Origin of the sequence: Actinomyces sp. oral taxon 448 str. F0400, from assembly GCF_000220835.1 — a bacterium.
Taxonomy (GTDB): Bacteria; Actinomycetota; Actinomycetes; order Actinomycetales; family Actinomycetaceae; genus Actinomyces.
This window is the reverse complement of the sequence record NZ_GL985606.1, coordinates 2,782,285-2,796,938: the sequence shown is the minus strand read 5'-3', so window position 1 is coordinate 2,796,938 and position 14,654 is coordinate 2,782,285. Positions and strand designations below refer to the sequence as shown.

Genomic DNA, 14,654 nt, shown 5'->3' with positions numbered 1-14,654 from the left:
GCCGGCCCGCCGTGATGCCGGCCGCCGATGCGCCGTGGCGCGCCCGACAACATCGGTCCTGCGGGGACGATGCGGCCGTGAGACACTGGCGCAGCCGCGGGGCCGGTGCATCCGGGTCGCGGTGATCCGCCCTGGTGTAGTGGCAGCACGCAGGCCTTTGGAGCCTTGAGGTCCGGGTTCGAACCCTGGGGGCGGAACCGGACGCGGCGGGGTCCGGCGGAGCGGCGCGTACCGGTCCGACGGCGACGGCGGCGCGCGACACGCCCCGTCTCCTGCCGCCATGGGCGACGTAGGATGACGGCGTGCGCTCGTTGCACCGGGCGCGATCCGCGACCACCTGCGAGAACCTGCGAGAAGAGGACCCGTGGCTCCCACTCCGACCGCCGTCATCATCATGGCCGCAGGCAAGGGCACCCGCATGCGCTCGGCCACCCCCAAGGTGCTCCACACCATTGGCGGACGCAGTCTCCTCGATCATGCCGTCCGCGCCGCACGCGGCCTGGAGCCCGAGCACCTGGTGGTCGTCGTCCGTCACGAGCGCGACGCCGTCGTCGCCCACCTGGCCGAGGTCGCACCGGACGCCGTGCCCGCCGATCAGGACGACGTCCCGGGTACCGGCCGAGCCGTCGCCTGCGGTCTGGCCCGGCTGCCCGACGATCTGACAGGGCCCGTCGTCGTCACCAGCGGCGATGTCCCGCTCCTGGACACCGCGACCCTCCGGGCCCTGCTCGCCCAGCACGTCGAGCGCGGCGACGCCGTCACCCTGCTGTCCACCGTCCTGGAGGACCCGACTGGCTACGGCCGTGTCGTGCGCGAGCCGGACGGCGCCGTCTCGGCGATCGTCGAGCAGCGCGACGCGAACCCGACCCAGCGCGCCATCACGGAGATCAATGCCGGCGTCTACGTCTTCGACGCCGCCCACCTGCGCTCGGCCCTGGCCGCCCTGGGCACCGACAACGATCAGGGGGAGGTCTACCTCACCGATGTCGTCGCCCGCGCCCGCGCCGCGGGCCGGCCCACCTCCGCCCTGGTGGTCGCTGATCACTGGCTGGTCGAGGGCTGCAACGACCGCGCCCAGCTGGCCGCGCTCGGCGCCGAGCTCAACCGGCGCACGCTGGCCCGCTGGATGGAGGCGGGCGTCGGCGTTGTCGACCCGGTCGGCACCCGGGTGGACGTCGACGTTGAGCTCGCCCGGGATGTGACCCTCGAGCCCGGCGCGCTCCTGCGCGGCACGACCCGCATCGGCGAGGGCTCTCGTGTGGGTGCCTACGCCATCCTGACCGACGTCGAGATCCCCGCCGGCGCGGTCGTCGCGCCCTTCAGCCAGCTCGACGGCGACGCCGCCCCCGGCTGATGGCCGCCGGGCGCACCCCGGCGCTGAAAGCCGCGTGCATGCACGAGAGCGCGGGGACGCCCCGGCGCCGGCGCGCTCACCAGAGGGTCCCACCGACCGCGAGAGAGGAACCACGCCATGACGGGCATCATCACCAGCGGCGAGAAGCGACTGGTCGTCGTCTCGGGCAGGGCGCACCCCCGGCTCGCCCGGGACGTGGCCGCCGAGCTCGGCACCGAGGTGCTCTCCTCGACCTCCTATGACTTCTCCAACGGGGAGACCTACGTCCGTTTCAACGAGTCGGTGCGAGGCTGCGACGTCTTCGCCGTCCAATCCCACGGGGACCGGGTCAATGACTGGCTCATGGAGCAGCTCATCATGGTCGACGCGCTCAAGCGCGCCTCCGCCAAGCGCATCACCGTTGTCGCCCCCTTCTTCCCCTACGCCCGCCAGGACAAGAAGCACCTGGGTCGTGAGCCCATCTCCGCGCGCCTCGTGGCGGACCTGTACAAGACGGCGGGCGCGGACCGCATTATGAGCGTCGACCTGCACTCCTCCCAGGAGCAGGGCTTCTTCGACGGCCCCTGGGATCACCTGTGGGCCCAACCGGTTCTCGTGGACTACATCCGCGGACGCATCGACACCGCCAATGCCGCCGTCGTCTCCCCCGATGCCGGTCGCATCCGCGTGGCGGAACGCTGGGCCAACGCCCTGGGCGGCACGCCGCTGGCCTTCATCCACAAGACCCGCGACATCACCCGTCCCAACGAGATGGTGGCCAATCGCGTCGTCGGCGACGTCGAAGGACGCTCATGCGTGCTGGTCGACGACATGATCGATACCGGTGGCACCATCGCCAAGGCCGTCCAGGTGCTGCTGGGCGCCGGCGTGAAGGATGTCATCGTCGCCGCGACTCACGGCATCCTCTCCGGCCCGGCCGTCGACCGCCTGTCGACCTGCGGCGCCCGGGAGGTCGTCGTCACCGATACCCTGCCGATCCCGGAGCCCAAACGCTTCGAGCGGCTGACCGTCCTGCCGATCGCACCGCTGCTGGCGCGGGCCGTCAAGGCCGTCTTCGATGACGGTTCGGTGGCCGGCCTGTTCGAGTTCTGAGGTTTTCTGAAGAACCGTGCGAAGACCCGGCCGTGCCCGCCCGCGGATGGTATGAGGCTTCCGGAACGGGCCCGTACCCGTAGGAGCGGGACCCGCGCATGTCCTCTCCTTCTGCCGATAATTCCTCTCGATGCGCGCGGATTTTATTGAAGTTGGTCGCGACATTGGACTATCGTGGCAGCCGCCCTGATCTCTCGTCCCTCCTGGAGAGCTAGTCCCGATGTTCACGGTTATCCCCTGTCAGAACCGAGCGGCCGATCGTCGGCCCCTTCTCGTCCTGTCCCTCGGCCTGGTCGTCGTCCTCACTCCGGTCGTGCCCGCGGCGACGGCCCGGGCGGACGCGGGCGATGGGCCCGGCGCCGCCGCAACCGCCGTCTGCTCCGGATCCTCGGAGCCGGCACCGGCCCTCTCGGCCGGGACGCCGGCCGGGGCGGACGGACCCTCCGCCCCTCCGAGCGCCGAACCCACCCCCGTCCGATCCCCCGCCGACTCCACCGCCGCGTCACCCGGCTCCGCACCGCCCTCGTCCGGGCCGACCGGAGGCGTGCGGCCCAGCTACCCCCAGCCCTCGGTCGCCCAGCCGTCGATCGGGCAGCCCGACCTCGACCCGTCCCCCGATCCCGGCGCCGCCATCCCGGCCGGGGCGGGCGCCGGATACGACGGGACCGCGCCCGCGCCCGCCGTCAGACCGGTGCAGGACCAGCGGGGCATGGGGTTCCTGGAGGACCCGACCGCCGAGCCGCCCGCCGAGCCCGTGCCGCTCGTGCAGACGCCGGCGTCGTTGTCGGCCGTACCGGTGCCCGCGTCGCAGCCCATGCGCGCCCTGGGACCCTTCGCTTCGCTGGCGCAGACCGGGGGGTCCGCATTCGCGCCGCTCGCCGCCTCGGCGGCGATGATGGTGACAGGGGCCGGCCTTGTGGTCCGGCGTCGTCGGAGCGCCTGAGCCCCGTCCGCGCCCGCCGCTCGACTCGCCGCAACGACGGGAACCGCGATGAATCGCGACGAACCGATCCCGGTGGGCGGGCCGAGGACCCGACCTTTTAGACTGCTCGTCGTGCGCTTGACTGCTCTTCTGCCTCTGCTGCTCGCAGACCCGACCGTCGACGGCCTCGTCGCCGCGGCCGCTGGCCGTTCGCGCACCGACCGCAGCGTCGTCGTCCCCCCCGGCGCGCGGCCCGCCGTGCTGGCGGCCATGACGCTGGGGGAGGCCGGCATCGCCCGCGCCACCGGCGCACCGGATCGGGCGCCCGGCACCGCCGCGTCGGCAGACCCCGCTCCGGTCCCGGCCGCCGACGGTCCCCCGCTGCTCGTCATCACCGCCACCGGCCGCGAGGCCGAGGAGACCGCCGCGGCCCTGGCCTGCTACCTGCCCGCCGACGACGTCGCCGTGTTCCCCGCCTGGGAGACCCTCCCTCACGAGCGGCTCTCCCCGCGCGCCGACACCGTCGCCACTCGTCTGGCCGTCCTGCGCCGTCTGGCCCACCCCGAGGACGGGCGGACCGGCGCCGCGCGCACCGCTGGCCCTGGGCCTTCCGGAGCGCCGGACCCTGGGCCTTCCGGAGCGCCGGACCCTGAACGCGGCCCGATCCGCGTGCTCGTCGTGCCCGTGCGCGCTCTGCTCGCCCCGATCGTCGAGGGACTCGGCGACCTCGAGCCCGTCCACCTCGCCAAGGGCCTGGACGTCGGCCTTCAGCCCACCGCCGAGCGTCTGGCCGCAGCCGCCTACACGAGGGTCGACATGGTCGAGAATCGCGGCGAATTCGCCGTGCGCGGCGGCATCCTCGACGTCTTCCCGCCCACGCGAGCCCGCCCCGTGCGCGTCGACTTCTTCGGCGACGAGATCGAATCCGTCTCCACCTTCGCCGTGGCCGACCAGCGCACCATCGAGGAGGTCGGGGGCGTCACCGCCACCGCCTGCCGTGAGATCATTCTGACCGATGCCGTGCGCGAGCGCGCCCGCAGGCTCACCGGCGTCATCCCCGGTGCCGCGGACATGCTGGACAGGATCGCCGAAGGTGTCCCGGTGGAGGGCATGGAGTCCCTCGCTCCGGTCCTGGTGGACCGCATGGTCCCGCTGCTCGACGTGGTGGGCGATCGCCTCGTCGTCGTCCTGGAGCCCGAGCGGGTGCGCAAGCGCGCCGAGGACCTCGTGTCCACCACCGCCGAGTTCCTCGCCGCAGCCTGGACCTCCGCAGCCTCCGGCGGCACCGTCCCCATCGATCTGTCCGCCGCCGCCTTCGCCCCGCTCGCCGAGGCCCGCGCTCTGGCTCTATCGACGAACCGCGGCTGGTGGTCCCTGACCTCCTTCGCCGCCTCGCCCGACGTCGCCGAGCCGGCCCTGCGCGACCCCGAGCGCTACCGGGGTCGCCTGGAGGAGGCCACGGCCGACCTGGGCGACCTGGCGCGCGAGGGCTGGAGCGTCATCGTGACCACCGACGGTCCCGGACCCGGCCGGCGCATGGCCCAGCTGCTCGCCGACAGCGGCGTGCCCGCCCGCATCGTCACCCAACTCGACGAACCGGCCGACCTGGGCGACGTCGCCGCTGACGGCACCGTAAGAGGCGACGGCGTCATCCGCGTCACCCAAGCCGGCGCCGGTCACGGCTTCGTCGCCCGGACACTGCGCCTGGCCCTCATCGCCGAGTCCGACCTGACCGGCCGGGCCAAGGCGGGTCCGCGCGAGCGCAGGACCGTCCCCGCCCGCCGCTCCCGCAAGAGCGTCGACCCGCTCTCGCTGCGCCCCGGCGACTTCGTCGTCCACGCCCAGCACGGCGTCGGCCGGTTCGTCGAGCTCATGCGCCGCAGAATCGGCAGTGGAAGGACCGGGGCGAAGGACCCCGCGGGCCCGGCGACCCGCGAGTACCTCGTCATCGAGTACGCCGCCTCCAAACGCGGCCAGCCCGGCGACCGGCTGCTCGTTCCCACCGACTCCCTGGACCAGGTCACCAAGTACATCGGCGGCGAGACCCCCGTCCTGAACAAGATGGGCGGCGCGGACTGGGCCAGGACCAAGTCCCGGGCCCGCAAGGCCGTGCGCGAGATCGCCGGCGAGCTCGTGCGCCTCTACGCCGCCCGCTCGGCGACGACCGGCCACGCCTTCGGCCCCGACACCCCCTGGCAGGCCGAGCTCGAGGAGGCCTTCCCCTACACCGAGACCCCCGACCAGCTCGCCACCATCGACGACGTTAAGCGCGACATGGAGGCCGCCCAGCCCATGGACCGCCTCATCTGCGGCGACGTCGGCTACGGCAAAACCGAGATCGCCGTGCGCGCCGCCTTCAAGGCCGTCCAGGAGGGCAAGCAGGTCGTCGTGCTCGTACCCACGACTCTGCTCGTAACCCAGCACGCCGAAACCTTCTCCGAGCGCTACGCCGGCTTCCCCGTGCGGGTGGCCCAACTCTCCCGCTTCCAGACGCCGGCCGAATCCGCCAAGGTCCTGGCCGGCCTGGCCGACGGCACGATCGACGTCGTCGTCGGCACGCACCGGCTCATCACCGGGCGAGTGCACGTCAAGAACCTGGGCCTGGTCATCATCGACGAGGAGCAGCGCTTCGGCGTCGAGCACAAGGAGACCCTCAAGGCGCTGCGCACCGACGTCGACGTCCTGTCCATGTCCGCCACCCCCATCCCCCGCACCCTGGAGATGGCCGTGACCGGCCTGCGCGAGATGTCGACGCTCGCCACCCCGCCCGAGGACCGCCACCCCATCCTGACCTACGTCGGCGCCTACGAGACCAAGCAGGTCGGCGCCGCCATCCGTCGCGAGCTGCTGCGCGACGGGCAGGTCTTCTACGTCCACAACCGGGTCGAGGACATCGACGCCGTCGCCGCGAAGCTGGCCGACCTCGTGCCCGAGGCGAGAGTCGCCACCGCCCACGGGCAGATGAGCGAGGCGCGCCTGGAGAAGGTCATCGACGACTTCTGGCACAAGGAGATCGACGTCCTGGTGTGCACCACCATCGTCGAGACCGGGCTGGACGTGTCCAACGCCAACACTCTCATCGTCGATCGCGCTGACCGCATGGGGCTCAGTCAACTCCACCAGCTGCGCGGACGCGTGGGCCGCGGCCGGGAGCGCGCCTACGCCTACTTCCTCCACCCGGCCGACAAGCCCCTGACCGAGACCTCCCTGGAGCGGCTGCGCACCATCGCCTCCAACACCGACCTGGGGGCCGGCATGCAGGTGGCCATGAAGGACCTGGAGATCCGCGGCGCCGGCAACCTGCTCGGCGGCGAGCAGTCCGGTCACATCGCCGGGGTCGGCTTCGACCTGTACGTGCGCATGGTCTCCGAGGCCGTAGCCGCCTACAAGAAGGCCCTTCAGGTCGGAGGAGCCGAAGCGCCGCAGGTCGGGGAGGCGGAGATCGACGAGGACCTGCGCGTCGACCTTCCGGTGGACGCCACCATCCCCGAGGACTACGTGCCCCACGAACGGCTGCGTCTGGAGGCCTACACCAAGTTCGCCGCCGCACGGACGGACGCCGACGTCAACGACATCCTCGATGAGCTCACCGACCGATACGGTCCCGTCCCCGAGGCGACGGCGCGCCTGGCGGCCCTGGCCCGCCTGCGCGCGCTCGCGGCCCGCCTGGGGGTGCGGGAGATCGTCGCGCAGGGCAAGTCGATCCGCTTCGCACCCGTGTCTCTGGCCGAGTCGGCGCGTATGAGACTGACCCGTCTCTACCCCGGCACCGTGCTCAAGCCCGCGACCCGGACGATCGTCGTCCCGGCGCCGAGCGCCGCCCGCATGGGCGGGGGAGCGGTCGAGGGCGAGGCGCTGCTGCGCTGGGCGGAGGTGCTCCTTCACGCCGTCGTCGCCGGCGAGGCCGACTACGAGACCGAGGCCACCAGATATCGACGCCGGCGCTGAGGGCGGGCGCGGGCGGGCCGTCACGAACGCGGGATACCATGAGCACCGACCGTCGGTTCCACCTGGAACCCGTCATAAGGAGCTCACCGTGACCCGTACCGTCCCGCGCACCGCACGTCTCCTCGCCGCAGCCGCCGCCCTGGCACTGGCCGGAGGGGCGCTCACCGGGTGCTCCGCGCACCCCGGGCAGGCCTACGTGGGCTCGTACACGGGTCTGGACGGGGCGACCCGCTCCGTGCGCGTCTCGGAGGAGGACGTCCAGACCGCGTCGTCCCAGCTGTCCGCGATCGATGGCGTGACTAGCGACACGGTCTTCAGCGCTCTCGTCGTGCTGCAGCCCTATGACGAGCTCGCCGGGCGGTACGGCATCACCGTGACCGATGACGATGCCCGGAGCACTCTGGAGACCCAGCTCGGCCCCGGCGACTACTCCCGGCCCACGATCAACGCCGTCCGCTCCATACTCATCCAGCAGAGCTTCAGCGCGCTGGACCAGGACACGCTGGCCCAGCTCGGGTCGGACGCCAGCGCCATCAAGGACTCGACGACCGGTGATGCCTCGCCTCGCTACACCCTGACCAGGGAGAGATGGCTCGTCCATGGCGGCTCCAGCAGCTCTCCGACGATGGCTCCGGGCTGACCGGCCCAGACCGGGGCGACCCGTCCAAAAAGCGGAATGATTAGGTGAGGCTAACTTTGTTCGCATAGGGTGTGCGGCATCGCCGTTCACGAGGTGCCCAGGTATGAAGTCAGCCCGTCCGGGACGCGCCCCGACTCGAGCCGCCCAGCCCGCCCCCCGCTCAAGGGCGGCGACGCGCGGACCCGCCCTCCTGTTGTGCTCCCTGCTGCTCCTGGCCGCAGTCGTCTGGCTGTCGCTGGCCGTGGGGTCCTCGGATCTGCCGTTGGACGTGCTGCGCGCCGAGCTGGCCCACCGCACCGCCAGCTACGAGGGGTTCGTCGTCGGCCAGCGCGTGACCCGCACGGTTCTCGGCCTCCTCACCGGCTGCGCTCTGGCGGTGTCCGGGGCGATCATGCAGGCCGTCACCCGCAATCCGATGGCCGAGCCCGGCCTGCTCGGCGTCAGCTCCGGGGCCTCGCTCGCCGTCGTCCTGGGCTCGCTCGCCGGTCTGACCGCCGTGCATGACCAGCTCCTGCTCGCCTCCGCGGGCGCCCTGGGCGCCTCCCTGATCGTCCTCGGCCTCGGCTCGGCGGGTGCGGCCGGCGCCTCGCCGGTGCGACTCGTTCTGGTCGGCGTCGCCTTCTCCGCGGCCTCCGGCGCCGTCATCCAGGCGGTCGTCTTGCGACGCCCCGAGGTCTTCGACGCCTTCCGCTACTGGGATGCGGGCTCCCTGACCCGCACGGACCTGCCTCTGGTGCTCGTGTCCGTCCTCGTCTGCCTCGGCGTCCTGGGAGCTCTGGGAATCGCGCGGAGCCTGACCGCCATGTCCCTGGGCGACGACGTCGCCGCCTCCCTGGGCACCAGGGTCCCCGTCGTCCGGGCGGCGGCGCTGGGCTGTCTCACCCTCCTGTGCGGCACCGCCACCGCCATCGCCGGCCCTATCGGCTTCGTCGGCCTCATGGTGCCTCTCGTGGTGGGGCGGCTCGCGGGGCCCGACAGGGGCTGGACCATCGTGCTCAGTGCGGTCCTCGGGCCGGTCCTCATGCTGGCGGCCGACGTGCTCGGACGTCTCATCGCCCGGCCCGCGGAGCTTCAAGTCGGGCTGCTCACGGCCTTCGTCGGATCTCCGGTGCTCCTGTTCGTGCTGCGTCGGTCCAAGGAGCGCGGGTGAGGGGCGCGTCCTGCCGGCCGCCCCGCACCGGGCCCGGCCCCGCAGCCGGGCGCTGGTGGCTGCGACGCCGGAGCGCGTCGGTCCTCATCGAGCCGCGCGTCGTCCTCGTCGGCGTTCTTCTCCTGATCGGCATCGTCTGCCTGGGAATCCTCGCCCTGCGGGTGGGGTCCTTCGCGCTCGAGTGGGGCGAGATCCTCCAGGCGCTGCGCGGGCGGGGCGGGCGCGCCACGACGCTGGTCGTCACCCGATGGCGGGCTCCGCGGATCCTTCTGGCCATCGGGGCGGGAGCGGCCCTGGCCGCGGCCGGCCAGGCCTTCCAGGTGGTGACCCGCAATCCGTTGGGATCCCCCGACCTCATCGGCTTCTCCACGGGCGCGCAGACCGGCATCCTGCTGGCTGTCCTCGTCCTGCCTGTGAACATGGTCGCCGTCTCGCTGGCGTCCCTCCTCGGCGGTGGCCTCGCGGGGGCGGCCGTCCTGGTTCTCTCGCGGCGCGGAGGCTTCGGGGGCCTGCGACTGGTGCTGGGCGGTATCGCCATCTCCTCGATGCTCGAATCCCTCAATCGGTGGCTCATTGTGCGGGTCGACTCCGACACCGCCTTCGGAGCCCTGCGCGCCGTCACCGGCACCCTGGCCGCGGCCAGGTGGTCCGTGACCCTGCCCGCCCTGGTGGGGATCGCCGCCGTGCTCGTGCCCATGACGCGGCTGGACCGGTCCTGTCGCGTGCTGCTCCTCGGGCAGGACGTGGCCGTCGGACTGGGGGTGAATGCGACCGGAGTCCGTCTCGCCCTCGTCATGGGCGGAACCCTCCTCGTCGCGCTCGTCACCATGGCGGCCGGCCCCATCGGCTTCGTCGCTCTCATCGCCCCGCACCTGGCCCGGGGTCTGGCGGGGCGGGCCGTGCCGCCGCTGATCCTGACCGCCGCCACCGGAGCCCTGCTCCTGCTTATGTCCGACATCGCCACCCAGGCCGTCCTGGAGTCCCTCCCGGTGGGTGTGGCGACCAGCGCCGTCGGCGGCGCCTACCTCATGGTCGTGCTCACCGTCGCGGCCCGCTCACGGAAGGTCCTGCGATGACGTCATCCGCATCCCGTCCGTCCGCTTCCGACGCCGATGAGGGCCGGGGCGCGTCGTCGATCCGCCTGCGCGCCGACGCCCTGACCCTGGCCTACGACGTCCACGTGGTCTCCCGGAACCTCGATCTGGACCTGGCCGCCGGGGAGCTCACCGCCATCGTGGGCCCCAACGCCTGCGGCAAGTCGACCCTGCTGCGCGCCCTGGCGCGCCTGCACCGGCCGACCGAGGGCGTCGTCCTCCTGGACGGCGCCGACATCGCCGGTATGGCCACCAAGCGGGTGGCGCGTCGAGTGGGGCTCCTCTCCCAGTCGGCCCGGGTCCCCGACGGCATGACGGTGCGCGACCTGGTCTCCCGCGGACGCTTCCCCCATCAGGGTCTGCTCTCCCAGTGGAGCGGGGCCGATGAGGCGGCGACGGTGCGCGCCATGGAGCTCACCGGCGTCGCCGAATTGGCCCACCGCGACGTCGACGCCCTCTCGGGCGGGCAGCGTCAACGGGTCTGGCTCGCCATGGTCCTCGCCCAGGAGACCCCGACGATCCTCCTGGACGAGCCCACCACGTATCTCGACCTCGCTCACCAGGTCGAGATGCTCCAGCTGTGCCGACGTCTCAACGAGGAGCAGGACCGGACGATCGTCGCGGTCCTTCACGACCTCAACCAGGCGGCGCGCTGCGCCACCCGCCTCGTGGTCATGCACGAGGGCCGGGTGCGGGCGGTCGGTGCGCCCCAGGACGTGCTCACCGCCGACCTCGTCGGCGAGGTCTTCGGCCTCGACGTCGTCGTCGTCCCCGATCCGGTGGCGGGCACGCCCATGGTCGTCCCCCTTCACCTGGGGCCCGTCCCCTGATCACCGCCCACTGACCATCACCGCCCACCATTGCGCTCCGTCGCCATGACGGGGCTCGCACGAAAAGGAAATCCGCATGTCTCTTCTCCTCTCGCGCCGCCGCGCGCTCGCCGGCGCCGGCCTGGGCGCCGTCCTCGCCGCCGAGCTGAGCGCCTGCTCCGCCTCGTCGTCCGACTCCGAGACTCCGGCCGCCCAGTCCTCGGGCGACTGGCCGCGAACCGTGTCCTGCGACGACGGCGAGGTGACCATCGACGCTCAGCCCCGGCGGATCGTGTCGACCTCGGTGACGCTGACCGGCTCCCTGTTGGCCGTCGGCGCGCCCGTGGTGGCCTCGGGGGCCACGGCCCCCGACAACGCCGGGCTGACCGACTCCCAGGGATTCTTCGTCCAGTGGTCGGAGCGGGCCCGGGACGCCGGAGTCGAGAAGCTGTTCGAGAACTCCTCCCCGGACATGGACAGGGTCCTCGCCTACGAGCCCGACCTCATCCTCGTGGCCAAGACCGGCGCAGACTCCTTCACGGACAGCGTCGAGCAGCTGCGCGACATCGCCCCGGTGCTCGTCATCGACTACGGCGGGCGTTCCTGGCAGGACGTGACGGCCCTTGTCGGCGAGGCCACCGGTTGCGAGGCCGAGGCCCGGGAGGCCATCGCCGACGTCGAGACGCGGCTGACCGAGGTCAAGGATGCGATCACCGTTCCCGAGGGAACGACTTCCGCGTTCGTCGTCTTCGAGTCCGGGGGAGGTGAGGGGGCGGCGGCCATTCTCACGGGCGTCTCCCCGCAGGTTCAGATCCTCGCCGAACTGGGCTTCACCATGGCGGAGATCCCCGACGAGGTGAAGGGGGACACCTCCATGGGGCAACGGCAGGATATCGTCAAGGTCTCACTGGAGAACGTCCAGAAGGGTGTGACCGGCGACAACTGGGTCGTCGTCGCCTCCGGGGGTGAGACCGAGCGGATCGTGAGCTCCAATGCGGCGTTCAGCACCGCCGCGGCGTATCGGGCGGGTCGGGTCGCCTACCTGCCGAGTTCGACCTTCCGGCTGGACTACTACTCCGCCCTCATCATGATCGATTCCCTCGAGGAGTCCTACGCAGCCTGACAGCCGCCCGCCCACCTGGAGGTCGGCGGCCCCACCCGGCCCCGTCGTACTCGCCCACCCGGCCCCGTCGTACTCGGAGGCCGCCCGACCCGCTCGCCCGGCGTGAACAGGCCGGTTTCTGGGGACCTACGCCCTCGATGCGGCGGGCGGCGCCCGGTAGGCTGACCCTGCATACGGATCATCTCGATCGATCGACAGAACTTTTAGGAGCACCAAGTGGCCCTCATCGAGAACGTTCACGCCCGCGAGATCCTCGATTCCCGCGGCAACCCGACCCTCGAGGTCGAGATCCTGCTCGAGGACGGCGCCTCCGCTCGCGCCGCCGTCCCCTCCGGAGCCTCCACCGGCGCTTTCGAGGCCGTGGAACTGCGCGACGGCGACAAGTCCCGTTACGGCGGGAAGGGAGTCGAGAAGGCCGTCGCCAATGTCAACGATGTCATCGCCCCCGAGGTCATCGGTTTCGACGCCGCCGACCAGCGCGGGCTGGACCGCCGCATGATCGAACTCGACGGCACCCCGAACAAGGGCAAGCTCGGCGCCAACGCGATCCTGGGCGTCTCGCTCGCCGCCGCCCAGGCCTCCGCCGAGTCCGCCGGGCTGGACCTCTTCCAGTACGTCGGCGGCCCGAACGCCCACGTCCTGCCCGTGCCGATGATGAACATCATGAATGGCGGCTCCCACGCGGACTCCAACGTCGACATCCAGGAGTTCATGATCGCCCCGATCGGTGCCAAGACCTTCCGCGAGGCGCTGCGCATGGGCGCCGAGGTCTACCACTCGCTCAAGACGGTTGTGAAGGAGCGCGGCCTGTCCACCGGCCTGGGCGACGAGGGCGGCTTCGCGCCCAATCTCGACTCCAACCGCGAGGCCCTCGAGCTCATCGTCGAGGCCATCGAGAAGGCCGGTTACACGCCCGGCGTCGACGTCGCCCTGGCCATGGACGTCGCCTCCTCCGAGTTCTTCGACGACAAGACCAAGACCTACGCATTCGAGGGGGAGGCTCAGGACACGGCCTCGATGGTCGACTACTACAAGAAGCTCGTCAAGGACTTCCCGATCGTCTCCATCGAGGACCCGCTGAGCGAGGACGAGTGGGATGACTGGAAGCACCTGACTGAGGAGATCGGGGACAAGGTCCAGATCGTCGGTGACGACTTCTTCGTCACCAACCCCGACCGTCTGGCCAAGGGCATCTCCCTGGGCGCCGCCAATGCGCTGCTGGTCAAGGTCAACCAGATCGGTTCGCTGACCGAGACCCTCGAGGCCGTCGAGATGGCCCACCGCGCCGGCTACAAGACGATGACCTCCCACCGTTCCGGCGAGACTGAGGACGTCACCATCGCCGACCTGTCCGTGGCCACCAACGCCGGCCAGATCAAGACCGGTGCACCGGCTCGCGGTGAGCGCATCAACAAGTACAACCAGCTTCTGCGCATCGAGGAGACCCTGGGCGAGGACGCCGTCTACGCCGGCGCCAGCGCCTTCCCCCGTTTCAAGGCGTGAGCTGCTCGGGTCGGGCCGGTCGGTTCAGTGCGATGCGTTCGCTGGCCGACCGCTGAGCCGGCCGGCGCCGGCCCGGTCCAACGGCGGCGGAGAGTTCGTCGCGGGTCATGCTCCTGCTGGCCGCCGTCGGGGCGTGGCGGTTCTCCCTGCGGCATCCCGACGGCGGCGGGGTGCGGCGGCGCGCCGTGAACGGCGGCCGGGACGCTGGTACGCCCAGGGCGAGCGACCCGCCGACGTCGGCGTTAGCCCCCGTCTGACGCCTGCGGCAGGATCAGCATCATGACACCGCGCCGACCCGCACCCGCCCGCCCGGGAGTGCGCCCGGGCACTCGCCGCGGTGCGCGCACCGCCTCCAGGTCGGGCCCCGAGCAGCAGACCCCGCCTCCGGACGCCGCCGCGCCGCCCACGGGCCCGGACTCCTCCACCGACCGCACCGACCGCGGCGGTCAGCCCCCGGAGCGGACCGTCCTCCGCCTGGGCGGCATTGACGGCATGGCCGTTCCCGCTCACGCGATCAGTCTGGCTCTCGTCCTTCTGCTGGCCTTCGTCGTCGTCTTCCCTTCGCTGCGCGGGTACCTGTCCCAGCGTGCCCGCTACGACGCCGTCGTCAACGAGATCGCCGACGCGCGGGCCACGTCGTCCGCCCTGGAGGAGGAGGCCGCCCGCTGGCAGGACGAGGACTACGTCAGGTCCCAGGCCCGTGAGCGGCTGTCCTACGTCATGCCGGGTGAGACGACCTACGTCGTCGTCGGCGCCGACCAGGTTGGGAGCGGTGGAACGGGGGACGCCTCCGAGATGACCGACGAGACAGAGCGGAGCCCCTGGTACGAGGTCCTGCGGGACTCGGCCAGGACGGCGGGCGGGGACGAGGAGGGGATGAGCGCCGTCGACCCCGCCCGGCAGGGCTGGCCGACCCTCTCGCCAGCCGCGTCGGATGCGCCGGCCGCCCCTGGCGCATCCGATCCCGCCCCGACCGGACGGTGAGGCGACGCCCCGTGAATCGGACTCCCCGCCTCGTC

The 14,654-nt window shown here is 71.9% G+C and carries 11 protein-coding genes and 1 tRNA gene; all 12 read left to right on the top strand.

The features are described from left to right. Positions 1-125 precede the first annotated feature (125 nt). The 12 genes from HMPREF9062_RS11820 (at position 126) to HMPREF9062_RS11765 (ending at position 14,619) form a co-directional block, all read left to right on the top strand. Positions 126-197 (top strand) — tRNA-Gln (locus HMPREF9062_RS11820). A 167-nt stretch (positions 198-364) separates the two neighbouring features. Next, positions 365-1,354 carry a bifunctional UDP-N-acetylglucosamine diphosphorylase/glucosamine-1-phosphate N-acetyltransferase GlmU gene (locus HMPREF9062_RS11815; RefSeq protein ID WP_009750390.1) on the top strand — a complete coding sequence of 330 codons (990 nt, stop codon included), beginning with the start codon at positions 365-367 and terminating at the stop codon, positions 1,352-1,354. Between the two features lie 117 nt (positions 1,355-1,471). Next, complete coding sequence (locus HMPREF9062_RS11810) at positions 1,472-2,446, top strand: ribose-phosphate diphosphokinase (RefSeq protein ID WP_009750389.1); 975 nt, start codon at positions 1,472-1,474, stop codon at positions 2,444-2,446. A 220-nt stretch (positions 2,447-2,666) separates the two neighbouring features. Next, positions 2,667-3,389 (top strand): LPXTG cell wall anchor domain-containing protein, encoded by a 723-nt coding sequence (locus tag HMPREF9062_RS11805; RefSeq protein ID WP_034254306.1) that lies wholly within the window; start codon positions 2,667-2,669, stop codon positions 3,387-3,389. A 111-nt stretch (positions 3,390-3,500) separates the two neighbouring features. Continuing rightward, positions 3,501-7,316, top strand: a complete 3,816-nt coding sequence (gene mfd, locus HMPREF9062_RS11800) for a transcription-repair coupling factor (RefSeq protein ID WP_034254304.1) — start codon at positions 3,501-3,503, stop codon at positions 7,314-7,316. A gap of 88 nt (positions 7,317-7,404) precedes the next feature. Next, on the top strand, positions 7,405-7,956 hold the full coding sequence (locus HMPREF9062_RS11795) for a hypothetical protein (RefSeq protein ID WP_009750386.1): 552 nt from the start codon (positions 7,405-7,407) through the stop codon (positions 7,954-7,956). 103 nt (positions 7,957-8,059) lie between these two features. Further along, positions 8,060-9,106: a FecCD family ABC transporter permease gene (locus HMPREF9062_RS11790; RefSeq protein WP_083820068.1), complete on the top strand. Its 1,047-nt coding sequence runs from the start codon at positions 8,060-8,062 to the stop codon at positions 9,104-9,106. After that, on the top strand, positions 9,103-10,182 hold the full coding sequence (locus HMPREF9062_RS11785; protein ID WP_009750384.1) for a FecCD family ABC transporter permease: 1,080 nt from the start codon (positions 9,103-9,105) through the stop codon (positions 10,180-10,182). Before HMPREF9062_RS11790 ends, HMPREF9062_RS11785 begins: the two co-directional genes overlap by 4 nt. Then, on the top strand, positions 10,179-11,030 hold the full coding sequence (locus HMPREF9062_RS11780; protein WP_009750383.1) for an ABC transporter ATP-binding protein: 852 nt from the start codon (positions 10,179-10,181) through the stop codon (positions 11,028-11,030). Before HMPREF9062_RS11785 ends, HMPREF9062_RS11780 begins: the two co-directional genes overlap by 4 nt. Before the next feature lie 76 nt (positions 11,031-11,106). After that, positions 11,107-12,132 carry a Fe2+-enterobactin ABC transporter substrate-binding protein gene (gene fepB / locus HMPREF9062_RS11775; protein WP_009750382.1) on the top strand — a complete coding sequence of 342 codons (1,026 nt, stop codon included), beginning with the start codon at positions 11,107-11,109 and terminating at the stop codon, positions 12,130-12,132. Between the two features lie 216 nt (positions 12,133-12,348). Continuing rightward, positions 12,349-13,635, top strand: a complete 1,287-nt coding sequence (gene eno / locus HMPREF9062_RS11770; protein ID WP_009750381.1) for a phosphopyruvate hydratase — start codon at positions 12,349-12,351, stop codon at positions 13,633-13,635. A gap of 279 nt (positions 13,636-13,914) precedes the next feature. Beyond that, the gene (locus tag HMPREF9062_RS11765) at positions 13,915-14,619 is read left to right on the top strand and encodes an FtsB family cell division protein (protein ID WP_034254302.1); all 705 of its coding nucleotides are present in this window, start codon (positions 13,915-13,917) and stop codon (positions 14,617-14,619) included. The last annotated feature ends 35 nt before the right edge of the window (positions 14,620-14,654 follow it).